This is a genomic window from Persicitalea jodogahamensis (genome assembly GCF_014651615.1).
Classification (GTDB): domain Bacteria; phylum Bacteroidota; class Bacteroidia; order Cytophagales; family Spirosomataceae; genus Persicitalea; species Persicitalea jodogahamensis.
Map to the genome: position 1 here is coordinate 171,893 of NZ_BMXF01000007.1, position 24,372 is coordinate 196,264.

Consider the following 24,372-nt stretch of genomic DNA (forward strand, 5'->3'; position numbering starts at 1 on the left):
AGAGTGACAGAGCGGAAAAGCCACAAAGCGACAAAGCCACAGAGCGACAAAGTTTTATAGGTCTTATTTCAGAATGCTCTTTGGGGTTGGCGATTTATCTAATAAATCTTGATACTTCGGTTGCAATCCGGCCTGTTCGACGATCTCCTTTCCGTTGCGCTGCGAGGCCCGGTGCATGGCCCATTTGAGCGATAGGATGCCCGACTGGTGCAGCTTGAGGTCGCCCGGCACGTTTTCAATGACATTCTCTTCGATGACGAAGGGCTTTTCGGCCGAACCGCCCGTTTTCTCGTCGCAATAAATCGCGTACTTGATGCGCTGCCAGCGTTCCAACGGCGGCGACAGGTCGTGCAGGTAGTTGCGGTACAAGCGCGTACCGGGCTGGTAGGAAAGCGTGTAAAGGGCCGCGCCGTCGTTAAGGAGTTTCATTACATCGCTCACGTCGTTGTGGGCGATGTAATTATCTTCCATCGGATTGGGTCGGTCGGTCCAGCCGTAGCCCAAGCTGATGCCCGAATAGGGCAGGTCGCGGACGACGTTGTGCGTGATTTGGGCGTGCGACGGATATCCGGCCACGATGCCCACGCCGCCGAAGTAGTAGTTGGCCACTCGCTCGATCAGGTTGTTGGCGATGGTGTCGGCGTAGCAAATCTCGGTTGTGTCGGTGGGGTTGTAGGGCGTGTGGTACTCCGTCGCCGGGTCTTGCGCAAACTTGGCCAGAGCGACTCCGCTCCCCGCAATATCTCGGAACGTATTGCCCACCACGGCGCAATGACGGGTACCGTGGTGCAGGTCGATTCCGGTGGAACCCAGGTTGCTAAATTTATTGCGTTCAAACGAAACGCGCTCGGCCCGCGCCACGTACACCGCCGCCGGGGGACGGTAAACGTACTGGTCGTTGTTGGGTTCGGAACGGTGGTTGTGCTGCCCCGCCTGGGCGTTGAGGTAGCCGTGATCGCTGGCGTAGATCCAGTTGGAATACTGGAAATCCAGATTTTCGAAATGCAGGTTCATCACGGGCTGGGCGGCAGTACCCCGGACGATCAGCAGCGTGTCCAGCGTGGGGTACATCACCCCCACCCGGCTTATGTCCTGGCCCGCGGGTGGCTGGTAGTAGAGCAGGCCATTGGCTTCGTCGTGGTACCATTCCCGTTCGGCGTCCAGGAGTTCGCGGGCGTTCTCGAAGTAGAGCCGATGCGCGGGCTCATGCATGGGGTAGGGGCGGTTGAACAGAATCTTCGATTCCTCGTCCTGGAAGCTCACGCGGGTGAATTTATGAAAGCTCAGGCCGTAGGTACTTAGCGACTTGACGCGCAGGTAGTTCTCCGACCAGCTTTGCAGCAGCAGCATTTCCAGGCCGGGGCTACTCTCCAATAGTTTCGGATGTTTTCCCAAAACAATCAGTTCCCGGTCTTCGTAGTCCCAGCCCGTGCTTTCGAGGTACTCGCCCCGGTTGGGATACCGCGCCCGGATGGCGCGTTCACCATCGACGTACAGCTGCCGAAAGCGGGCGTTGGGCAGAGCGGCCTTATGTACGCCGGGCTGGTTTGAAACGGGTCGCCAGTCCGTCACCGCCCGTCCGCTGTGGATGAGTACCTGCCCGTCGCGGGAACCGCGGTAGGTCACCCGGTACGCGGCCGAGCCGCCGTCGGCCGGGCCGAAGCGCAGCGGCTGGTCGAGGAAATATTCACCCGGCTGAATCTGCACGACGATGTCCTGCCGGCGTTGGTTGCCGGGCAATTCCCGGATCGCCCGCTGCGCCCGGGCAATCGTCTGGAAGGGGGCGGTTTGGGTACCCCTGCCGTTGTCGTTGCCCTGGGCGGAGACATAAAAGTCTGCCTGTCCCCAAGCGGTGGAGCCGAAGATGGCAAGTGAACAGAGTAGAAAAGCAGTAAATCTTTTTATCATGAAATACATGAAAATATCCTGATCCAAAGTAAGAGAATCAAGACTTCACATGCTGCGACTATCTTATTTCTTTATAGCACTATTTTAACCAATTAGCTTTGATTATTGAGTAAAAGCGATGAGATAGTCTTCTTTTCGTTGGTGTATCAGGAAAATATCTTCTTTTTTCTGCAAATAATGCCCAGTTTTTGTCCGCAACTGACTTTACCTAATTATGAAAACACTCGTCGAGAAATGGTCGCGTCCCAGTCGGCATTCGTTCACCACCAATCGTTACATGGCCGACAAAAACCTGGATCGCAGCTCGGAAGTCCTGATGCGGCTGCACGACGAATACGAGGTGACCGTCATGATGGGATGCAGCGGGAAGCGGTTCATTGGCAACACGATCGAGAATTTTTCCCAACAAGACCTGTTTCTGATCGGCCCGCACGTGCCGCATTGCGTCCAACTCAACGAACACAACCGGGAAGACGTGATTACGCTGCACTTTTTGAAAGAAGGATTTGGGCCGGGCTTCTTCGAACTGCCAGAAAACGAGAGCATCGCCCGGCTGCTGCAAGAAGCACAGCGCGGCGTTTCCTTCGCCCCCTCCGAAGTACCCGCTTTCCACCAAAAAATCGTGGAAATAACCGACCTGCAAGGCTTCGAGCGCATGATCGCGTTTTTCCAACTGCTCCAGCATATGTCCCTCACTCCGCAGCGGACGACCCTGTCGAGCCGGGGATTCACACTTGTGAAAAATGAAAGGGATTATGAAGTGGTCAATAATATTTACGAGTACATCATCACCCGCTTTGCGCATGACATCATTACGCTGGACGAGATCGCGGCCCACGTGAGCATGGCACCAGCCACTTTCTGCCGGTACTTCAAGGAGCACTTTCACAAGACGTTCACCAGTTTTCTAAATGAGGTACGGGTGGGTCACGCCTGCAAACTGCTGCAGGAGACAAATATGAACATAGCGGAGATTGCATTCGCTTCGGGCTATAACCACCTGACCCACTTCAACCGACAGTTCAAGCGTATATTGGGGTACTCACCCAAACAGTACCGGCAGCAACTTGACCGTCAGAATGCGTAGTTGTGGGCTGATTATTTTAACGGGTACGGGTTTTCACTTGGTTGTCTCCCCGGCAGCCTACAACTCTTCCTTCGTCAATGGAAACGTTGGAGAAACATCAACTGCGGATACGACTTCGACAAATTTACGGTTAGTCCGGCCGGAACAACCGCAACCGATGTTCTGTCCGACCGCTGGAACGGCGCATATCAGGGTATTTGGCGTAGCAATATCATTCTGGCCTGATTTCGCGGACGTTTTTCGCAACGACAACGGCAACAAGGCGAGGATCGTTTTTGCCGTGCAGTACGCGCGCGCGGGGCGGCGTCGGCGAGGGCAACAACATCTTCACGCAATTTGCGCCGCAGGGTTCGGGAAAACGCCGTGATCGGCGGCGGAACCATCCTCAACCACCCCACCGCCGACGTACTGGATGCCTACGAGCCGGGCGACAAGCGCAAACAGGCCACCATTGTCACCAGTTACGTGACGGCCAATTATAAGACGGTCAAAATTTTCTTCGTGAAAAAATTCCTCGATCCCGCCATGAACTCCGTCCAGGAAACCGACACCAACTATCCGGTGCTGCGCTACCCGGACGTACTGCTGATGTAAGCCGAATGTCTGAACGAGACGGGAAAAACCCAGGAAGCCCTCCCGTACCCGAACCAGGTGCAGGAGTATCAGAAGGTTTTTCCCATCCCCCAATCCCAGATCGATGTCCATTCGACCAAAATCACCCAAAACAAGGGTTAATGATTTCCAATAAGAAAAAAATATTTACAAATTTATAAAAGCCAGCCCATGCCCACATTACTGGTTTTAATCAGCCTGCTGCTCATACCGCACCTTTCTGAGCCGGAAGAGTTTCAAAACAAAAATCTCGACAACCCCGTTCTGGTGATCTCTAATTTAATTGGGACTTTCGCTTGTGATTAGAAATAGGATTAAATTTACTGGATGCTGCAGAAAAAAGACTACATAAAGTATCTGCTGAGCCCGCCGTTCGACTACACCTGCACGAACCTGGCCGACCACAAGCCCAACCTGTACCACGATTCGGTCAGCGGCTTTCTTCGGCGCGAACGCTTCACGCCCTCGTAGTTGTGGGCTTCGGTCGCACCCTACATCAAGGATTCGGAGACCTCGGTCATCATGGTCGATGACAGCGTCCAGAACAAGCAGTATTCCATCTTTATCGAGTTAGTCAAGCGGCAATACTCTGGCAATGAACACGGTACGGTCAGGGGGGGGGGGCTTGGTCAACCCGGTGCATTCCTCTGGAAAGGACAGCGACCTTTGGCCCATCGACTACTGCGTCTACAGTCCCAAGGACGACGGCAAGACTAAGAATGATCATTTCCAAGAAATGTTCATGCATTTGGTGACCATCAAGCAGCTCAAAGCCAGGACGATACTCTTGGACACCCGGTACGCCTCGGTGGCCAACCTCAAGCTCATTCACCGCAGCGAGTGAACCTTCTTCACCACACCGCAGCGGCGGCCGCTGAAGAGCAACTTCCTAGTGAGCCTGAACCGGGAGATTGGCTACCAGCATTTGGACGAACTTCCCTTTGACGAGCAGTCGCTGGTCAGGGGGTTGACAGTCAAGCTGAAAGAATGCCCCTTCATGGTAATGCTGTTCATGATAGTTGCCCCAAACGGCGACATTGACTGGGTCATCACCGCCGGAAGGCCCCGAAATGACCTTGACCACGCTGTAAACCTGTTTGTCGCCGAGATCAAGAACGACAACAGGTGGCAGGTGGAGCAATTCCAGAGGGAGTTCAAGCAGTTGACGGGCTCGGAGAAGTGCCAGTGCCGCAAGGCCCGCTCGCAGCGAAACCACCTGGCTTGCTGTTACCATGCATGGGTCTCGCTTAAGGTCAAAGCCAAGCAGATGAAGACCACAGTCTATCAGGTCAGGCAGGGTTTGTTCACCGACTATCTGGTTCAGCAACTGATGTGTCCTACTGTCCATGCTGTTTAAGCGAAAGTCCTGATATTAGTTAAGGCCGAAAGCTGTCCTTAATTTCAGAAGTCAACGTATTTTCGACTTTTACCAGCCACAACAATCCCACGATTCCGGAAAGCACCGTCCCAAACATAATGGCCAGCTTGGCGCTGCTCTGTTGAGCGGCATCCGAAAAGGAAAGCCCAGCAATGAATATCGACATTGTAAAGCCGATACCCGCCGTGAAGCCCAACCCGATGATGTGTCGCCATTTTAGTCCGAGGGGTAGTTTGGCCCCACCTGACTTGACAACGCCCCAGGAGAACAGCACAATACCTAGTGGCTTTCCCAGAAATAACCCCGCCACGATACCCAGGCTCAGCGGCAACGTCAGCAAACCATAAACGTCCCCGGCCAGAATAATCCCTGTATTGGCCAACGCAAAAATGGGCATGATGAGGTAGTTAACAGGCTTATACAGCGCGTGTTCGATCTTACCCAGCTGGCTAAGCGGAATGGTCATAGCCAAAAGCACCCCGGCGATGGTCGCATGAACGCCCGATTTGAGAACGAAAAACCAAAGCAAAAGGCCAGGGATGAGGTAAAAGACAAAGCGAAGCACTTTGAAATAGTTGAGCGCGACGAGGACTGGCAGAGCAGCGGCCGCACCAAGTAACATATCAATATGAATCTCGTGGGTGTAGAAAAGCGCGATGACAATCACCGCGATCAGGTCGTCGATAACAGCGATGGCGGTCAGAAGCACTTTCACAGCAAAAGGCACCCGCTTGCCCAGCAGCGACAACATCCCCAATGAGAAGGCGATGTCCGTCGCAGTGGGAATGGCCCAGCCATCAGCGGCGATGGTATCGATGTTGAAAGTCAGATAGATTGCCGCCGGGACGATGGCCCCGCCCAGCGCAGCCGCGACGGGGAGTACGGCCTGCCGCCAGTCCGCCAATTCCCCCGCCAGGATTTCGCGTTTGATTTCCAGCCCCACAAAAAAGAAAAAGACGGCCATCAGACCGTCGTTCACCCAGTGACTGATGGTTTTGTCCAGCGGCGGAATGCCGACTTTTTGGTTCCAAAAAGCCAGAAACTCCGTGCCCTGTGAAGAATTAGCCCAGATCAACGCTATGGCCGTGGCCACCAGCAGCAACACGCCCGACAGTCGGCCAAGTCACGAATGGGGTTGATAACCGGATTGACTACATTCTTTATTTTGACAATTCTCCTTTTATTCTTCATCTAAGTTTTTAAAAAATTCCGTTTTATGGCAGACTGTTGTTACTTAGTGCTGCGTCTTGTAATTGCCAGGATTCGTCAGCGGGTTCAAACGCGTTGGGGTGGGGTTAGAGTTTCTAAAAATTGACCAGCCCGGCCGCTGTTTGTATTTGGGCGTATTGAGCTGATAAATCTCTCTGGGTACTATGACGGAGCGTGGCACGATCCCCACACGCGAGGGGAATCGGCTCCGGCGCTGAATCCTTTGCGAGTCCTCGGCCAGCTTCGCTTTGTGCGGGTGTTTGTAGTTATGCACCGACACACCCGGATCAACTTTTACCTTTTGCTGATCTTGGGAGTAAACCTCGAAGATACTCAGCAGCATCGCGCAAACTGTAATGATGAAAGATTGGACGGTATTCATGATTTTACTGGGTACAATGTAATGGATCGGGACTAGATTGTTGTACAAAAATCTTTTTTGTCTCAAAGCGCCATATCCCCGGCAGCTTCAGGTTGGTAAATCACCTCTTCGATCTTAATTGAGACCATACCACCCGGCGTATTTATCTTAGTGAGTGTTCCCTGTCGGCAGCCCAGGATGGCGACCGCCAGCGGAGCGAAGATTGAAATCCGCTTTTTCTCGATGTCGGCAACTTCCGGATAGACGAGCTGGACTTCCAGTGTCCGGTTGCTTTCGGGATAAGTCAGCCTGACACGGGAGTTCATTGTGACCACATCCGCCGGCATGTCGGTCGGGTCAAGCAGCGTGGCTTCGTTGACCGTTCGCAGGATGTCATTGGTCTGGTTGTTGGAAAAATTAAAGTCGTTTTTTGCCCGACCAATCCACTGCTGGAGCCGCTGGTAATCCAGGCGACTAATAATGAGAGTGTTCATAACTTAGTTAATTTAAAAAATGGAATAATTAATTGAGATGAAATTTGGACGGGTTTCTTTCCAAAAATTTGGTTTTATATACAAGGCTCTGAATAAGAATGCCGATAACAACAGCCACGGCGATCATCAGCGTGGTGATTACCGACACCCCGGCGGCTTCGCGGTGTGAACCCTGCACGATCTCCTGACCGGTTTCAGATTGGATTCGGGCAAGCGTATGCAGGTTCTCGATGCTCCGGCGGAAAATGGCCACTCCATCTTTATTATATAGGGCGGTGGCTATCTCCCTGTTTTCGTCTTCGGCCTGCTTCATCACCACCCGCTCCATGCGAACGTTAGCGGCCAAATCGGATTTAAACTCCTTCAGCACTGCCGCTTCGTTCCGTGTAAGTAACGTCTGCTCGAAATCACCTACCAATTGGTTATTCCTCTCGTCATGTTCTGCAAATTTGGTTTTCAATTCGGGGGTAGTAAGTCTCGAATGCTCGCTCAAGTGGTTGTCGAGAAGTCTGCGCTTGTCGTGGAGATTCTCGCTGAGTTTAACTATGATCAGCGCGGGTTGCAGGCGGTCATTATAAACCGAAGTGATGGCCGCGTCCATGTTGTGTGCCTTGTCGTCCACGCGTAGCGAATAAAGTATTACAAAGGCCATCACCAGCAACAGCAGGGCCGCCAATTTCACTTTTTGGGTAAGCAATTGGGAAATAATCATATTTAAGACAGGTTTTGGTGAAATAATGAGAAACGCTACGTACTTATTTTGAATTCAATTTTTATAGCTGTAAATTTACAACTGTAAAATTACAAACGCAAACTTTATGACCTATATCAGCACCGAACCTCGTATCTCCGGCCGCTGGGAGGAGGTATGTTACCCTATCGAATCCGTATGGCTGAACGACTTATTGCCGAACCACGACATTATCGCCACTGACCGCCAGCAACTTATCGTAGGACAGATGCCCGGAGGACGCAAAACGCTCTTCGGAATTCAGAGCGCGGATTACACCATAGTACCCAATGCGGCTATACGCGAGGTGATCGACGAGTTAGTGGATGAGTACCAACTAGTAGTCAAACACACCAACACGGGAGAGTTTAACATTTGCATCGTGTTGCCCGCCACGGTGCAGATCGGCGGCGAATCCATTCACCGCAGTCTAACACTAACTAACAGCTATAATGGCAAGACACCGTTCAGCATTCAGGGGCAGTCGCTCACGGCCCTGCTCGACCCCGCTACCCGGCTGGGAAGCAGCCTTTACCGTAATCTGTGTCAAAACGGACTGATGGGCTGGGCCGATCCGTTTACCGATCTGGCCGAATACGAGTCATGGCTTGGGCAATGGGCCGGGGGAGGTAAAAAAAAGCAGCCGCCCAAAATTACCATTGGCCCAAAGCGGAAGCGGCAGATGAGTTCGGAAATTCGCAACATTCACCACGGTGCGCTCACCATCGAGATATTTCAGGAACACTTGCGTGACCTGGTCGCTGAACACCTCGCCGCCGACTACACTCTCACCACCCAGGTATACGAGCATTTCCAACAGATGGTACCCGCCAGGGCGGATGAGTTTTTACTGAAGGAACTGCCTGTTCCCGTCCAATTGGCTAAACAAGCCCGCGAACGGCTGAGACTCGAAGAACGGCTACTGGGGTCGGAACCTTCGTACTGGCTGCTGTACAATGCCGTGAACTACGCACTGTTCACCGCTCGCAGCAGCCTGACCTTCAATGACCGCTACCGGCTCGACGAGCGCGTGTTTCACCAATTGGCCGCGCACTCATTTGACTGAAAATTCTGCTTTTTTCAATTTTATAAAAACAAAATCCGTGTATTACCAAAAATGAAAAGTCATGAATTCACCTGATCTGTTAATGGGCTTGGGCAGCGTCATTTACGCCCTTTCAAAAATCGACGGCGAACTGCAAAAAGAGGAAGTGAAGGCCGTTCGCGAGATTCTCCTTGACGAGCCGCACGGCGATCTGGCCGTGTGCGGATTTTTCCTGCGGGATAACTTCGGGTACAGCACGGAGGAAGCTTACGACACCGGAATGCGGCGCATGGCTGGCGAAGGCATCGAGGTCAACCGCGAAACCCGGAAGCGCTTCATCAACATTCTGCTTCGGGTGGCGCGGGCGCACGATGGCGCATCCAGGGCGGAATGGGAGTTCATCCGCAAGTTCTGGCGGGAGTTACTTTCGATGAAAGCCAGTGAAGGGGAAGTGAGAATTCCAATGCTAAGCTCTACCGGGTGAGTTCAAAACCACAATAGGGTCGCTGCCCCCTGCTTTAAACAAAAAACAACTTAGCATGGAAACAGAGCAGAATAGTTTTTAACAAAAAACCACTCGCTTATGAAACCCTACCTGATTGCCCTATTTCTGGCATTTATTTTAATGGCTGGCTGCGGAACAAACTGGAAGAACAAAAAGCTGGATCAACTGTCGGCATTGTCGATGGAAACGGACGAGCTTTCGAAAGGACTCATCATCGGGAGATCCTGGCGACTGGTGGAATTGGAAGGGGAAGAAGTCGCCAGGAGTCCGAATCAAAACAGCGAAATCAAATTTGTTCTCAAAACCGATCAGAATCGGTTTACGGGTATCGTAGGTTGTAACACCTTCAGCGGCAATTATCGATTGAAGTGGGGTAAAGCGATTCGTTTCTCTCAGATAGTCAAGACGAGGAATGATTGCCCCGAAGTGTATGCTCTAGAAAAGGGAATGTTCAATGCTTTTGGACTAGTCGACAGCTATATAATCAAGGGGGACACGCTGACTTTGCTTTTCGGCGAGGGGGCACCCCTGGCTAAGTTTGATACGGTACAATTGGATGACACGACATTAGCAGAAAAAAACTAGGAAAGTTAGGTCCACATGGGTTCTTATCGGTAAAGCCAACTATTCACATTACGAAGTATCATTTGGAAAATCTAGCATAATGAAGACCACAAATTTAGTTGGAGAACCTGTTATGCACGGGTACGTTCCATTGATCGTCGACTTAGTTTTTTCGCAATAATCATCATTGCGTTCACCTCGCCCCTTATCGCACCTAACCCCCTGGCCATGCTGTTTGGCCTTTCCTTTGTGCTCGGCGGAGTTTCTGTCCAATTCGTTACGCATATAAAACAAAAGTGTGGCCTCGCTAAAACTATTCGACTTTATGGATGAAATTTTCACAAACTAGATAAGCCAACATCGGCTTGAAACTTAACGGAATAACGGCATGGTAGAAAAAAACTTCGCGCTCGAAAGGCTTGTGTTTATTTCGGACGCGGTCGTGGCTGTTTCCATTGCGTTACTCGCTCTCGGCATAGGTATTAAATCAATCTCTTCCGAATACTGGCAGTTTTCCGATATCGGCAATTTATTTAAGCTACTGGCGGCCTTCACGTTGTCGTTTTTCAACATCGCCAATTTCTGGCGCACCCATCACGCTTGTTTCACCCATATCAATCGGGTCGATGAAAGGCTTCTATGGTATAATATGTTATGGTTGTTTTTCATCGTTCTTATTCCCTTTTCGACATCGTTGCTGAGTACTTTTTGGGGTGAGACTATTGCAGCGACTGTTTACAGTATGAATACACTCCTCATCGCCCTTTCTCAAAATTTAATTTGGGATTATGCGTCGGACAATAAATACACAAAGGAGGTGATTTCAACGAAGATCGATGACAGTATCCGCATTTTTTCCAATTTAGATATGATCAACGGAGCGCTGGCACTGACATTCTCCTTCTTCCATCCCTTTGCAGCGTTCGTTCTATTATTTATCAAACTACCCATGATTGTCATTTCCCGAATGTATTTCCGCGAGGGTAGAAGCTCTCGAGGATAATGAAAACAAGAAACCTGTCGATAATCAAGAAATATCACAAAAGCCGGTAGTTCAATTCTAGGGTTGTCAAGTTAAGGCGGTCAGGAATATTTGCCAGGCGGATTCCGCTCGATAAATTGAGGTTCTCTGCCTGGCGGACCGTCTGAACTTCACTAAGAAGTTGGCATCGTCGCATTGTCCAACACTGCTGGAGGCGAAAGTTTTGACAAAACCCAGACTGGGATACGTATGGCAAGCGATTCTAATTGACTCAAAGCCCTACGGCAGCCAAGTTTTTAACATGGCCTAAGCCACGCCGACGGCCCCGACTACCAATTCTGGCGGCAAGGTGCCTCTTGGCGCTAGCTTTTTCAATATACGGCTAGTATGGTTTCGTCGCTGTTACGGAATTATTCAGCCAATATTCAATTTATCAGATAATACCATGAACTTCGAAGCATTCTTCCGCGCCAACGCCGAGGCAATCTACTGGGGATTTGGAGTAACGGCCACCGCCGCCCTGCTGTATTACCTTACCAATGTCTCAGTAAAGGTCTTGATCAATAAAGGGAAGAGACGCGGTTTCGATAATTTTGGCCTGCTCTTTACGGTACAGCGCATTCTCAAAGTCTTTATCCTGCTGGTTCTGGTTCTGTTCTCGACCTACTACTTCGTGGATAAGGACAGTCACGATATAGTGACTCACAACATCAAGACCATCACTTACCTCACCTTCGTGGCCATGCTTACGATCGTGCTGGATTCGGTGGCTCGGACGGTCATTAACCTAGCGATCAGAAAGAAAAAGCAGCGCGGTGAAAACCAGACTACTTTCAAGTTTTTAAAATACGTCAGTTCTTCGCTGGTGTACCTGCTCGGCATCGGCATGGCAGCGTACGCTTTTCCTTTTCTGAAAGGTATTACTCAGACGGCCATTGGCGGAGCGGGCATTGCAGCCGTCATTATCGGCGTAGCGTCCCAGGAGGCTTTGGCCAATCTGGTCGGCGGCTTTTTTATTATTCTTTTCAAGCCATTCCAAGTGGGGGATATCATCAAGATTTCGGGAGAAATGCTGGGGGAAGTGACCGACATCACCCTGCGGCACACGCTTATTCGCGACCCTCAGAACAAGGTCATCGTCGCTCCCAACGCCATAATTAACAAGGAGAAGGTCATCAACCACAGCCTCGGTGAATCGCCCATCTGCGAATGGATCGAGATCGGAATTTCCTACGACAGCAACGTCGACCGGGCCAAGGAAATCATGCGCAGCGAATGCCTGGCTCACCCTGACGTTATCGACAAGCGCACGGCCCTCGAGCGGGCAAACGGCGACCCTGTGGTACGCGTCCGCGTCATTCGGCTGGCGGAATCGTCGGTAGTGGTACGTGCCTGGGCGTGGGCGAAGGATTTCCCATCCGCCTTCGCCATGAAGTGCGACCTGCTGGAATCCATTAAAAAGCGGTTCGACACTGAGGGCGTGGAGATTCCGTTTCCCTACCGGACGTTGGTTTTCAAGCAATCGGAAGCGCCGGATTCACAGAATTTGCATACCGGACAGGATCAGCGAACTTCTGTCCGAAACTCAAATCCGAACGGTTTTAATCGGAAAGCCGAAAATTGATGCAATAACTTTGGCGTTGCTTGAAAAGTAAGGCGTCAACTTTAAATATGACTGTCGTCATCGGTGGGATGGTCAAAAACATATACGTTTGCACCCCCATCCATATAAGCAACATCCCTAAAAAATGAAGACCGCTTCCCTATACAAAGATCTGACTTACCAGGATGACAAGCCACTGGTGCAGCCACTGTTGGAAACTGACTTCACCCGCGAGATCAGAATCGTGTTCAAAGGGGGACAGGTCATGAAAAAGCACTTTACGCCCTTCCCCATCGTCATCGAGATCGTGGAAGGAGAGATCGATTTTGGCACGGGTGGCACAATTCACCGCGCTGCAGAAGGAGACTTGATTTCTTTGGAGGGGGGCATTCCCCATGATTTGACGGCCCTGACCGATAGCATTGTCCGGCTGACGCTATCGAAACCCGACCGGAGTGAGCGGGTGAAGGAGGTGGCCAATCAATAGCGGCAGGGCGACGGGTAATCGGACACGGACTCAAACGGAGAACATCTTTCAATGCACCCGAATCTCGTCGGCGAACATGTACCCTTTGTTATTTTTGGCAAAAATCCGAATGTAACGCGCCGACTGACCGTCCAACGGCACGGTCACGTCTTTAATAACCAAAGAATTGACCGACTCGGGCACGGTACGCTCCACCCGCACCGGGGCCGAAAAGGTTTTGCCGTCTTGCGAGAGGGATACTTCCACGTAGCGCGGCATATATACTCCGGGGCCCGTGAGCTGCATAAGGCCGATCTGTACCTCCTGCAAAGGCTGCACTTTTTCTAAGTCAATCGTCACGTCCATGTCGATACCCTCGAAGCCCAGCCATTGCTGATCGCCGTAGGTGAACGAGCCGCGGTTGCCGTTGACCAGCGTGCCGTCGCCCTGCGCGGGGTAGCTGTTGGTGTAGCGAATCCCGTAGGTGATGGGTTTGCCGAACGCCTTGTGAAAATCCACGGGCAGCGCCGCCACCGGACCGATGGCCGCGCCATCGCGGTACAAAGCCGCCTTGATGCTGGCCGATTCTTTCACCGAAAAGGGGCCCGCATAGCGGCTCGACCGGGCGGTGGGTTCGCTGCCGTCGAGCGTGTAGCGAATTTCCGGCTGGTACTGCTCCGAGCGAAACTCGACGCGGGCCGCCCATTCATTGGGTTGGAAATTAGCCAGGATTTCCAGATCGACGCCGGGACGGTAGTAGTTAACGTTGCGACGTTGCAGCAAGAGGTAGTGATCCTGCAACCGCCGCTGAAAACCGGGCCAATCCCGCGCCGACGAGTCGGACCAAACTACCTCCGACAGTGCCAGCAGCCGGGGGAAAACCATGTATTCCAAATGCTCCATCGTGGGGACGTACTCCGTCCAGATGTTGGCCTGAGCGCCCAACACGTGCTTTGCCTGGGTGGGTGTCAGCTCTTTGGGGATGGGTTCGTAGCCATACACTTTTTTCAGGGGCAAAAAGCCGCCGATGGCTTCGGGCTGCGTGGTGGGGTTGGCCTGGTAGCTGTCGAAGTACACGTAGCCGCCGGGCGTCATGATCACGTCGTGGCCCTTTTGGGCGGCCGCAATACCGCCACTTTCGCCGCGCCAGCTCATCACGGTAGCTCCTTCGGCCAGGGGTGCTTCGGGCGTGTCGCCATGCAGGATTTCGTCCCAGCCGATCATCTTGCGCCCTTTTTTCTCCAAAAACTGATCCATCCGGCGCACGGCATAACTTTGCAGCGCGTGTTCGTCGGCCAGGTTGTGTTCCTTGATACGGCGCTGGCACTTGGGACATTTTTTCCAGGCTTTGGTACTAGCCTCATCGCCGCCGATGTGGATGTATTTGGATGGGAAAATGTCCAGTACTTCGGTAAGCACGTCTTCCAGAAACGTGAAGGTACTGTCGTTGCCCAGACAAAATTCGCTATTGGCGTAAGGCTCGCCCGAACACGATAGGTGCGGATACACCGCCAGTACTTCCTCGGAATGGCCAGGCATCTCGATTTCGGGAATGACCGTAATGCCCCGTCGGGCAGCGTAGGCTACCAACTCGCGGGCTTCGTCCTGCGTGTAGTAACCGCCGTAGGCATTGGGATCGCCCTCGCGGCTGTAACGGCGCGGACTCGCCCACCATTCTTTCCAGGTGCGGTGGGTGCGCCAGGCGGCCCGCTGGGTGAGGGCCGGGTACTTCTCGATTTCCAGCCGCCAGCCCGCTCCGTCGGTCAGGTGCCAGTGGAAGGTATTGAATTTGTAGAGCGCCATCAGATCGATGTACCGCTTGACAAAATCCAGATCGAAGAAATGACGCGAAACGTCGAGGTGCATACCCCGGTAGCCGAAGCGCGGCGCGTCGGTCAGGTTCAGGCCGGGTAATTGCCTTGGGTCAGGTTGCAGATCAGCCAGTTGCAGCAGGGTTTGCACGCCCCGCTGCGCTCCCGCCACGGTGGCGGCGGTGAGGTGAATGCGGTTGGCTTCGATGCGGAGTTGGTAGCTTTCAGCATCGGAATCCGCCGGGTTGGTCGCTTTCTTTTGCTCAAAAATGACCTGCGCCAATCCGCTTTGGTTTCCCGACAGCGGGCTTACCGTCAGTGCTTTGCCAAAGCTTTGTTCCGACCACAATTTAGCGGCGCCGGTGAAGGCGGGCGAACTGCTAATCCGTAGCTCTGGCGTGAGCGAGAAAGTACCCGGCACTTCCTTTAAAGTTGTAGGTTGGGGAATTAGCGAATGGACGGTTTGTGCCTGCGTTGTGAACGCTGAAAGGCTGGTTAATACAAAAAGGAATACGCCTTTTTTGAAAATTTCCATAAAAATCAAAGGTGCATGATTAAATCAATTGCCGGGCGGACGGGGCAGACCCACCTGTTAGCCTCCGGATAGAGGAATTATTACTACGAATACACCTCCGGCATTTCCGAGGCATAGACGAAGAATTCTATATCCTCCAAATCCTGAAAAAATTCGCCGTACTGCGCCTCACTCATGTTACGCACGGGCAAACGGAACGTTCCGCAATCCAGGCCCAGTGCCCGCATGTAGGCTTTGCCCACCGAAATGCCGCCGTACTTGCCCAGCAGTTTCACGATGTCGATGGATTTTTCCTGCAAACGCCGGGCTTCTGCCAGATCGCCCGCGTCGAAGGCGGCCATCAGGCGGTGGTACAGCGGCGCGGCATAGTTGAACGTGCTGCCTACGCCGCCGCGCGCGCCCATGGCCATGCCGCCCAGGAACACCTCGTCCCAGCCCCAGAGGATGTCGTACTTGCCGCCACCGTAGTTGAGGCATTGGTTGTACTCCATCATGTCGTGGTGGGTATATTTGATGCCCGCGAAGTTGGGCATTTGTCCATCCAGATGCTCCAAAAGCTGAACCATCGAAACGTTGACGCCCGTCAGGACGGGAATATGGTAAAAATAGACGGCCGTGTCCGGCGCGGCCTCGCCCACTTCCCGGCAGATTTGGGCGATGGTTTCGGCACTATTGATTTTGAAATAATGGGGAGCAAGAATGGCGATGGCATCGTAACCGCAAGCCGCAGCCCATTTGGCCAGTTGCTGCATCTCTTCTACCGAATTGCCACCCACCATCGCGATTTTCAGGAGGTCTTTCTCCGAAGCATGCCCCCAGGCCTCGATGATGTCGCGTTTTTCCTGGTAGGTTAGTGACACGCCCTCGCCCGTCGAGCCGGCCACAAAGGCCCCCTTGACGCCGTTGTGCGCCAGCATCCGGGCGTATTGTGAAACGATGGAAAGATTTAGACTGCCGTCGGCGTGCATCGGGGTAAAGGGAGCGGCCACGAGGCCTTCGATTTTTTGTATCATGATAAAATAGTTATTAGCCATTAGCGATTAGCCGTTAGCTCTCTTTTTGGATTGATTGATAATTGTCTGCTTGATTTTTAAATTCAAAATATTTAAGTAACTCAGGAAGCAAGGCAGCTAAAAACTAATCGCTTACAGCTATATTAAGTTGAAATGTAGATGCGGGCAGGCCCGCTGCGTTTTGCAGGTTCCCAGCGCTGAAAGGCTGCCAGCCGTAAAGTACCCTTTGCCAGTTGCTGTTTTCGGGTTTTATAACATGAACCTTATTTCCCGAAATTGTGGCTTGCGCAGGATGGCGTATGCCCGCTTTATCTTCCAACTCGAATCCAGCCAGTGGTTGAGCGTCTTTGGTTTTCAATGCCTTATCGGAGTTCTGAAAAGTCAGGATTATTTGCTTGCCTTGCTGCCGGACTTTTTGTGGCGAAGGCCCACGGGCGGCGATCTTTCGTCCGTAAGTATCGGCCAAAGCTACGCGGGCCAGTCGCTCGCTTACGGTCTTTTTGTCGGTCGGGTGAACGTCCGACGGGTGGCCGACGTCGCTGGTAACGGCCATGCCCGTGTTGGGAATCGTCTCGGCCATGCGCCGCTGACTGTCGCGAAATTCCGGCCAGTGCTCCGAGCGGTACCCTTTTTCGGTGCCGATGGAAGAGAGTTGGCAAAAGTAGAAAGGGAAATCGCCTTGCCTCCACTGCTGCCGCCAGTCGCGCACCAGCGCGGGGAAAAGCTGCTCGTGCTGCTGCACTCGGCGCAAACTCAGCGCATTGCTTTCGCCTTGGTACCAGAGGACGCCACGAATGGACAATCCCAGTAGTGGCGCGATGCCCGCCTGGTACAAAAATCCGGGTTTGAAGGGATGGTTGACGCCCAGCGAATCGCCGGGAAGCGCGAGATTTGTCGCCAGCAAGTTATCCAGATTCTGGTAGCCGCGCTCGATGCACCAGGGTTCGAGGCTTGGGTTGTCGAGCCAGTCGCCCCGGAACATGGGTTCCAGGTTCGCGTTGCCCGCCACGGTTTGCGGGCGCACCCAGGCTTCCGCGGGCGAGCCGCCTACCGCGACAGTAATGAGGCCGATCGGCACGCCCGTTTCACGTTGCACCATTTGCCCAAAATAAAACCCAACCGCCGAAAAATCCCGTGCGCTGACCGAATCGGCGGTCTGCCAGGTACTTGGCAGGTAAAAATGTTCGGGTTGCAGATTCGGGATTTCCCCGACTGTATAAGGTACATCGTACACCGAAACGCTCGGTTGATAATTCAGGAGACGCAGTTTGGGATTGGTCGCGTTCTGCAGACTTGCCGCCGCGAAGCGGTCATTTTTAGGCATGAAAGCCATGTTCGACTGCCCGGCGCAAATCCAAATGTCCCCGATCAGTAGATCGTTCAACGTCAGCGTGTCTCGGTTGCTGATGACTTGAAGTACTTGCGGCCTGGCGTTGGCCTTTTGCGCTTCTAACGCCAATTGCCAGGTGGAGTCGGCCGCCACGCGCGCTTCTTTTTGTGTCATTTTTGACCTGGTAGCTGCGGTATCGAAAAGCCGCACGGACACCACCGCACCCGGCGTGGCTTTGCCCCAAACCTGAATGGGTTGGTCGCGCTGCAACACCATGCCTGAACTGAAAACTTTCGCCAGACTAAGTTGCGCTTCGGCTGACCCGAGCGAAATTGCCCAAAGGGCCAAAATTAGGATTCATTTTTTCTGCCTCATATCGCTTTTTAGTCCTCGTACTTGACATCCAGCTCCTGCATATTTTCGCCATCTTCCTCCACTAGCACCGCCGTGAACATCCACTTGACGGGATTTCGCCATTCGCTTTTGAAACTACCCACGGGGGCTTTGATCAGAATTTGGTTCCAACCCTGCTTGAGGTGGACGCGGGCCGGGGCGCGGTACTCGTAGCCTTCGTCGGTGAGCGGGACTTCGGCGTCGCCTTTTTGTCCGGCGCGAGTCCAGTGGGGTGGCTCGATCTCCGTGCCATTGAGCCAGATTTTGCTCATCCGGTTGTCCCACGCGCCCGCAGGCGGCGAGTCCGTATCGGGGGAGCGCGAGATATTATTGAATCCAATCCACATCCCGGCCTCGCGCTCGGTGGCCGACCAGACGCGGGCGCGGGCGTACACGGTGCTGTTTTCGACGGGCTTTTCCAGAAACCCGGTCGGTTGCGGGTACCACCAGTGCCGCAGGTACACCGTCGCGCCGACGGCCACCGAAGTTTTGATGTTCGACCAATCATCGGTCGTTTCCGGAGCAAAGGCTTTGGCCAGATCGCCGCCGTTGTCGTAAGGCTCGGTGATGCGCCAGCGGATATTCGACTGTCGTACGTAGGGAAAGGGCTTATCGCGGAAATACCGTTTTTTGTGGTCGATCAGACGATTCTCGAATTCCTGAAACGCCGCAAAAGCCGGGGTGTCCGGCGCGGCGATCAGCGTTGTTTCCAGCGCCTCGCCCCCGCCCCGCCAGGCCCGCTCCGACCAGGCCAGCAGTCCCGGATACACGGGATTCTGGCGCAAAAGGGCTTCCTGAGAGGACGCGCGGCGGTCCTGCCACACGCAAATGATGCCGCCCAGGTGGTCGGCGTCGCCCTTGTTTACGCCGCAAATGCGGTGGTTCAAAATCTGGATCACGCTCTCGAACGGGTCGTGGTGGTTGAGGTACAGGTAGCGCGAATCCACAGTGGGAATGCCCGGCGTGGGCTGGGCCGAGCCGACCCAAAGCTGCCTAATGGCCGTTTTGGGCATGTTGCCGCCCGGAAACCAGCCCACTACCTTTTTGCCTTTGGCTTCGACTAAAGCCGCCATTTGGGGCAGGAAGTCGGGATTGGTGATCTTGACCTCATCGCCGCCGAGGTGCAGGTACGGCACGTCGAAGGTCTGGCAAAATTCTTCCAAAACCCCTTTCACGATTTTCATCCCCTCCGCCGACTGCATGTCCACGCCCATCGCGCGTTGAAAAGCCGCGCTGTGGCCCGGCATGTCGATTTCGGGTACCAGCGTGATATAGCGCGCGCGGCAGAAGTCGATCAAATCCTGCAAATCGGCCTGGGTGTAGAATTTACCCACCTCGCGCGTCATGGTTTCGGGGCGGGTCAGGGCCGGGTAGCGCTTGCTTTCCAGCCGCCAGGCCACGTCCTCGGTCAGGTGCAGGTGGAAGATGTTGAGCTTGTACTGCGCCATAACCTCGATCTGCTTTTTCAGGAAACGCACCGTCTGGAAATTGCGGCCCACGTCGTGCATCAGCCCACGCCAGGCGAAGGCCGGGTAGTCGGTGATGCGGCAGCCGGGAATCGCCGCGTCATCGCGCATGAGTTGACGGAGGGTCTGCAAGCCGTTAAAAATGCCATGCGGCGCGTTGGCCGTCAGCGCGATGCGCTTGGAATCTACCAAAAGTCGGTACGCTTCCTCGGGGTAAAGCGGGGATTCGACCTTGCCCAATTTAAGCGTAATCCGGTGGGTACTTTGGGAAGAGAACTTCGCCCCTTTTTCCTGCAATAAATTCTTGGCTTGCTCGCCCAACTGTGCCAATTCTGGATCGTGCTGAATAGAAAATTCGGCGGGAATCTTGAATGATTCTTTCGTCCACTCCGCTTGTTGAGGTTGGGGAATGAGGGCGGGTTGCGCCTGAGCGCTCAGCCCCTTTCCTGCCCCAACGAGCAGTAGCAAAGTGCTTACCCACAATTTTACAAATCCGTTTTTCATACTTCGTGAATCGTCAATCCAGCTAGTGATTTCCTGGGCGCACCGAATACCAGACTAAATATGTACCCAAACAACAGACTAGATACCAGCCCAGTGAAGGCATACATCAGCAAATTCAGTGTCGTGTACTGGCTGATCCAATACTGAAAAACGGTACTCAGAATCAGGCCCGCCACCACGCCGGTGCCGTTGGCGCGGGTGGTGAAGATGCCCAGCATGAACACGCCGCCGATGCTGCCCGTGAACAGACCCAGAATCACGTTGAACTGGTCCCAGAGCGAGTAGGCTTTCATCTGCGCCATCAGCAGCGCCACCACCATGCCGAACACCCCGACCAGGAACGTCACCCAGCGGGCGGTGCGGAGGTAGGTCTTTTCGGATAGATTGGGGGCAAAGGGTCGGAACAGGTCGTTGGTGAACACCGTCGCCACGCAGTTGACGCTGCCGTTGAGCGCGCCCATCGCCGCCGCAAAAATGGCCGTGATGACCAGCCCGGCGATGCCGACGGGCAGTTCGTTGACGATGAACCAGGGGTAAATCGTGTCCTGGCTGTCGAGGGCGATGTTGACCATGCCGGGCTGTTGCTGGTAGTAGAGGTACAGCAGCGTGCCGATGGCGAAGAAGATGATCGTCGAAGGCACGGTGAGCCACGCGCCCAGGCGCAAGCTGTCCTCGGCGGTCTTCTGGTCTTTAGTCGTCAGGTAGCGCTGCACGACGGTCTGGTCGGCCCCGTACTGGATGAGGTTGAGCGAGAAACCACCAATGATGACCACCCAGAACGTGGAACTTTGCCAGTCGAAACTAAAATCGAAGACGGTGAGCTTGTCGTAGTTTTTGAGCGTCTGGTAGTGGCTTTGCCAGTCGCCTTCCAGCAAAAACGGAATCAACACCAGCGTCAAAATCGCCCCGCCCAGCAGGATGATGACCTGCACGACCTCCGTCCAGATGACGGCCTCGATGCCGCCCAGCACGGTATAAAAAATGCTCACGACGCTCATGATGACGATGCCCGTCACCACGTCGATGCCCGTCACGACCGACAGCGCGATGCTCGGCAGCAGCAGCACGATCCCCATGCGGCCCAGTTGCAGCAGGATGTAAAGCACCGCGCCCAGAAAGCGGGTGGTGTAGTTAAAGCGTTTTTCGAGGTACTCGTAGGCCGAGGTAGCGTTGATGCGCCGGTAAAACGGGATGAAGTACTTGATGACGAACGGCATGACCATGACAATCGTCATCAGCAGGAAAAAATACGTCCAGTCCTTGGCGTAGGTCTTGGCCGGAATGCCGATGAAGGTGATGGCGCTGAGTTTGGCCCCGAAAATACTGAGACCCGTGGCCCAACCGGGAATTTTCTCGCCGCCCCGGAAGAAGTCGTCGGTCGAATGCTGGTGCCGCGAGGTCCACCAGCCGATGAAGATCATCAGCAGGAAATACATGACCAGCACCCCGTAGTCGAGCCAGGCGAAGTAGGTCTTTTGCAGCAAAGTACCCTGCCAGATTTCGGGCGTGCGCACACCCGCCTTAATCTCGCCGCTGGGCAGGTAGATCTCGTTTCCCCACCGCACCGCCGTGGTCGTGACCTGACCAGCGCCCGGAAAATCGCCCAGATGCGTCCAGCGGTCGGTAATGGTGTTGTAAAACAAAACGCCGCGCCCGAAGCCCGGATGCCCGTTCAGCAACCTGCTCCGTTGCGCCAGCAGCGTGTCGGAATCGGGCGAAGCGGCCAGTTGCCGGCTGACTTCCTCCACCTGCCGGAAGGTGCTGCCGTCGTCGCCGCTCACCACCAGAATGTAGGTAGAACCGACCGCCAGGCCCGTTCCCGCCGAAAGCCCCGCGCCGGGCAGGGGCTGGCGGGGCTGCCAATGGTGTTTCTTGATGTCGTAGGCAAAACCCTCGGTATGGAAAGTGCTGGGGCCAGTGGCGTTTCGGCTTCTTCCGCCGAAAATAAAGAATGATTCGCCATCGCCGTTGGACTGAATGCCGCCCACGGCGTGCGAAACCGCCAGAGGCAGGTCGGGTAGTTTCTGCCAGCCCGCCGCCAGATTGTTCAAATCCAGCATCAGAAAATCGGCCACGGTTTGGCCGTTGCTTTCGCCGCCCGCCAGATAGAGGCGTCCGTTGGCGGTGGCGAGCAGCGCGTTGCTCACAGGCCGGGGCAGGTCGGGCAGCGATTGTACGTCGATGGTACCTTGCTCCGCGTTCCAGTTGAGCCGGAACACGGATTTCAAGGCCCCGCCCTCGTTCTCGCCGCCCGCGCATACCAGACCCTCTGGCGTGGATACACTGGCTCCGTAGGCCACGGCCTGGGGTAGTTGCGTGGAAACCGGGACGCTTTGCAGCGAATCGCCCGCCTTCCTGAATACAAAAATATCGCGATTGAAAGCCTTCTTTCCACCCTCCCACGGCAGTTTATCAGGAAAATTGGCCCCGCCCGCCACGATCAGCACCCCGTTGTCCACTCCCACGAACGCCCCCGCCACCCCCGGATTCGCCTTGCCGGCGACTGCTGGTAGTTGTCCGCCTTTTTTCCAGACGATCTGTTCCTCGGCCTTTTGGGCGAAGGCAGGCGTACATAAAAGGGTAATCAGAAGGGCGACGATGGCTTTTTTCATTTTTCTTAAACGGCGAAGTTAAGAAGGGGTCAGCGGTTAATTTTGGCCGACCCCTACGGGGTGTGCGACGACGCTAACATTGTCGTGCTACTAACCGCTGACCCCTCCGGGGTACCTATCTCTTTTATAATTGTGCAGCAACAGTCTGGTTCATCCATCAACAGAAAGCAACGAACCCTTGACCGTTGACCGTTAACCGTTGACCGTCAGTATCCCGGCGTCTGCGTCAGCTTGGGATCGTTGTTGAGCATGGAGACCGAAATCGGCAGCAGCAGCTTGTACGATTCTGCGGCCGTCAGGTACTTAGGGTCGATGCGGTCATAGACGAAGGCATCGCCCGCGCGGCGCTCGGCCCACCAGTAGCGGCCCTCACCGATGAACTCGCGCAGGTACTCGTCCAGGATGGCGTTCAGGTTCTCGGTTTTCGAGCCAGGCACGAACGGCTTGAAATTCGGCCCGTAGGCGCGCTTGCGGATGGCGTCGATTTCGGCCTTGGGGCTTTCGCCCAGCTTGGCCTTGGCTTCGGCCAGCAGCAGCAGCACGTCGGCGTAGCGGTAGATTGGGAAATCGGTGTCGTAAATCTGCGACGAGCTGATGGGATCGGCGCGGCCCAGGAACTTGGTCAGCAGCACGCCGCGCAGGGCATAGGGCGCGCTGTTGTTGTGCAAGGTACGGAACGTGGCCGCAATCCGGCTGTCGGGCGGCGTGGTGCCGGTCAGTTTGGCGATGAGCGCGGGCGAAAGTCCGACGCGGTTGGCCCCGCCGACGTAGGGATAAGCCGACACGACCGGAACGGGATTTTCGGGATTGAAAATCAGCGTCGAGCGCTGAGTGGTGTTGACCAAAAAACTGCCGTAGGTACCCAGGTTGGCCTGGTCTTTCTCGTAGTTGATGGCGAAAATAACCTCCTTGTTGCCGTTTTCCTTCAAAGGATCGAAAATATCGGCATAGTTGGGCTGCAGACCGAAGAGCGGATTGTCGCGCACTTCTTCCAGGGCGGATTTGGACGTGGCAAAATCGCCGCTTCCGCCGCCCATGTGCGTGCCCGACCACAGGTACACGTCGCCTTTAAGGGTGAGCGTGGCGGCGCGGTTCCAATAAACGCGCTTGTTGTTGCCGGGGTTGGCGGGCGTGGCGTACGACACGTTGGGACCGATCAGGGCCAGCGAGGAGTCGATGTCGGCCTTGATTTGCTTCATCACCATTTCGGGCGTGGCGCGTTCCTGATAGAGCGACGACAAATCGCCGATTTCCTTCAACGGCTGCGTCGCGAGCGGCACTCCTCCCCAGGTACGCAGCATATTGTAGTACACGTAAGCGCGAAGGCCGAACATCTCGCCCCGGTAGCGATCGCGCGTGGCGACGTCGAGCGGTGCTTTGGGAAAAAGCGTGATGACCGTGTTGACGCGGTTCAGCAGGCTGTAAAAGCCGCCCCAGTTGCCAAGGGGCGCGGTGGCCTCGCTGAAGTCCTGCGCCCAGAACTGCCGGAAGGTGCCGTCTTCCGACTCGGTGAACAGGCCGTTGGCCCAAATCTCGGAACGCATTTCGCCCAGCGTAAAGAGCGTGTACTGGTAGCCGCGCAACGTGACGTACACGCCATTGTACAGCGCGTAGGCCGACGAAGCATCCGCCAGAATCACATTAGGATCGAGACTTGTCTCGGGCCGTACCTCGGCCAGTTTGTCCTTGCAAGCGGCCAAACCCAAAAGCATGGCCGTGGCGAGGATGATGGGGTTTTTGATAGATTTCATTTTATTTTTAAAT

19 protein-coding genes and 1 pseudogene are annotated in these 24,372 nt (G+C 54.4%); 9 read left to right on the plus strand and 11 right to left on the minus strand.

Annotated elements, in window-relative coordinates; genetic code table 11:
* Window positions 1-63 precede the first annotated feature (63 nt).
* A complete protein-coding gene (locus tag IE117_RS24415; RefSeq protein ID WP_189568397.1) occupies window positions 64-1,908 on the minus strand; it encodes a right-handed parallel beta-helix repeat-containing protein in 1,845 nt (614 codons plus the stop codon).
* Window positions 1,909-2,122: 214 nt separating this feature from the next.
* On the opposite strand from IE117_RS24415, the gene IE117_RS24420 reads away from it, so the two are divergent.
* The 3 genes and pseudogenes from IE117_RS24420 to IE117_RS26635 all read left to right on the plus strand — a co-directional run bounded on the left by IE117_RS24420 (window position 2,123) and on the right by IE117_RS26635 (window position 4,964).
* Window positions 2,123-2,995, plus strand: a complete 873-nt coding sequence (locus IE117_RS24420; protein ID WP_189568399.1) for a helix-turn-helix domain-containing protein — start codon at window positions 2,123-2,125, stop codon at window positions 2,993-2,995.
* Window positions 2,996-3,331: 336 nt separating this feature from the next.
* Entirely contained in the window at window positions 3,332-3,589 is a 258-nt protein-coding gene (locus IE117_RS24425; protein ID WP_189568402.1) for a hypothetical protein, read from the plus strand.
* A gap of 345 nt (window positions 3,590-3,934) precedes the next feature.
* Window positions 3,935-4,964 (plus strand): annotated as a pseudogene (locus tag IE117_RS26635) (IS701 family transposase).
* Between the two features lie 19 nt (window positions 4,965-4,983).
* Here IE117_RS26635 and nhaA read toward each other — a convergent pair.
* The 4 genes from nhaA to IE117_RS24450 all read right to left on the minus strand — a co-directional run bounded on the left by nhaA (window position 4,984) and on the right by IE117_RS24450 (window position 7,761).
* Window positions 4,984-6,090, minus strand: coding sequence for a Na+/H+ antiporter NhaA (nhaA, locus tag IE117_RS24435; RefSeq protein WP_229581422.1), 1,107 nt, complete (start codon window positions 6,088-6,090; stop codon window positions 4,984-4,986).
* 129 nt (window positions 6,091-6,219) lie between these two features.
* Window positions 6,220-6,576, minus strand: a complete 357-nt coding sequence (locus IE117_RS24440; RefSeq protein WP_189568404.1) for a hypothetical protein — start codon at window positions 6,574-6,576, stop codon at window positions 6,220-6,222.
* Between the two features lie 62 nt (window positions 6,577-6,638).
* On the minus strand, window positions 6,639-7,049 hold the full coding sequence (locus IE117_RS24445; RefSeq protein WP_189568407.1) for a GreA/GreB family elongation factor: 411 nt from the start codon (window positions 7,047-7,049) through the stop codon (window positions 6,639-6,641).
* Between the two features lie 28 nt (window positions 7,050-7,077).
* The gene (locus IE117_RS24450) at window positions 7,078-7,761 is read right to left on the minus strand and encodes an MCP four helix bundle domain-containing protein (protein ID WP_189568410.1); all 684 of its coding nucleotides are present in this window, start codon (window positions 7,759-7,761) and stop codon (window positions 7,078-7,080) included.
* Between the two features lie 106 nt (window positions 7,762-7,867).
* Between IE117_RS24450 and IE117_RS24455 the strand changes: the two genes are divergently transcribed.
* The 6 genes from IE117_RS24455 (at window position 7,868) to IE117_RS24480 (ending at window position 12,965) form a co-directional block, all read left to right on the plus strand.
* Window positions 7,868-8,845, plus strand: coding sequence for a hypothetical protein (locus IE117_RS24455; protein WP_189568413.1), 978 nt, complete (start codon window positions 7,868-7,870; stop codon window positions 8,843-8,845).
* 61 nt (window positions 8,846-8,906) lie between these two features.
* Entirely contained in the window at window positions 8,907-9,308 is a 402-nt protein-coding gene (locus IE117_RS24460; RefSeq protein WP_189568415.1) for a TerB family tellurite resistance protein, read from the plus strand.
* Window positions 9,309-9,407: 99 nt separating this feature from the next.
* On the plus strand, window positions 9,408-9,914 hold the full coding sequence (locus IE117_RS24465) for an META domain-containing protein (protein ID WP_189568417.1): 507 nt from the start codon (window positions 9,408-9,410) through the stop codon (window positions 9,912-9,914).
* A 367-nt stretch (window positions 9,915-10,281) separates the two neighbouring features.
* A complete protein-coding gene (locus IE117_RS24470) occupies window positions 10,282-10,896 on the plus strand; it encodes a TMEM175 family protein (protein ID WP_189568419.1) in 615 nt (204 codons plus the stop codon).
* A 424-nt stretch (window positions 10,897-11,320) separates the two neighbouring features.
* A complete protein-coding gene (locus IE117_RS24475; protein WP_189568421.1) occupies window positions 11,321-12,499 on the plus strand; it encodes a mechanosensitive ion channel family protein in 1,179 nt (392 codons plus the stop codon).
* A 124-nt stretch (window positions 12,500-12,623) separates the two neighbouring features.
* Window positions 12,624-12,965, plus strand: coding sequence for a cupin domain-containing protein (locus IE117_RS24480; RefSeq protein ID WP_189568423.1), 342 nt, complete (start codon window positions 12,624-12,626; stop codon window positions 12,963-12,965).
* A gap of 48 nt (window positions 12,966-13,013) precedes the next feature.
* Here the strand turns inward: IE117_RS24480 and IE117_RS24485 are convergent, their stop codons facing one another.
* The 6 genes from IE117_RS24485 to IE117_RS24510 form a co-directional block, all read right to left on the minus strand.
* Window positions 13,014-15,290 carry a glycoside hydrolase family 20 protein gene (locus IE117_RS24485; RefSeq protein ID WP_189568425.1) on the minus strand — a complete coding sequence of 759 codons (2,277 nt, stop codon included), beginning with the start codon at window positions 15,288-15,290 and terminating at the stop codon, window positions 13,014-13,016.
* Window positions 15,291-15,373: 83 nt separating this feature from the next.
* A complete protein-coding gene (locus tag IE117_RS24490) occupies window positions 15,374-16,303 on the minus strand; it encodes a dihydrodipicolinate synthase family protein (RefSeq protein ID WP_229581424.1) in 930 nt (309 codons plus the stop codon).
* A 124-nt stretch (window positions 16,304-16,427) separates the two neighbouring features.
* The gene (locus tag IE117_RS24495; RefSeq protein WP_229581426.1) at window positions 16,428-17,981 is read right to left on the minus strand and encodes a sialate O-acetylesterase; all 1,554 of its coding nucleotides are present in this window, start codon (window positions 17,979-17,981) and stop codon (window positions 16,428-16,430) included.
* Window positions 17,982-18,016: 35 nt separating this feature from the next.
* The gene (locus IE117_RS24500; RefSeq protein WP_189568430.1) at window positions 18,017-19,996 is read right to left on the minus strand and encodes a beta-N-acetylhexosaminidase; all 1,980 of its coding nucleotides are present in this window, start codon (window positions 19,994-19,996) and stop codon (window positions 18,017-18,019) included.
* Window positions 19,993-22,608: a sodium:solute symporter family protein gene (locus IE117_RS24505; RefSeq protein ID WP_189568432.1), complete on the minus strand. Its 2,616-nt coding sequence runs from the start codon at window positions 22,606-22,608 to the stop codon at window positions 19,993-19,995. The genes IE117_RS24500 and IE117_RS24505 overlap by 4 nt, the downstream gene beginning before the upstream one ends.
* Before the next feature lie 206 nt (window positions 22,609-22,814).
* Window positions 22,815-24,359, minus strand: a complete 1,545-nt coding sequence (locus IE117_RS24510) for a RagB/SusD family nutrient uptake outer membrane protein (protein ID WP_189568435.1) — start codon at window positions 24,357-24,359, stop codon at window positions 22,815-22,817.
* Window positions 24,360-24,372 lie beyond the last annotated feature (13 nt).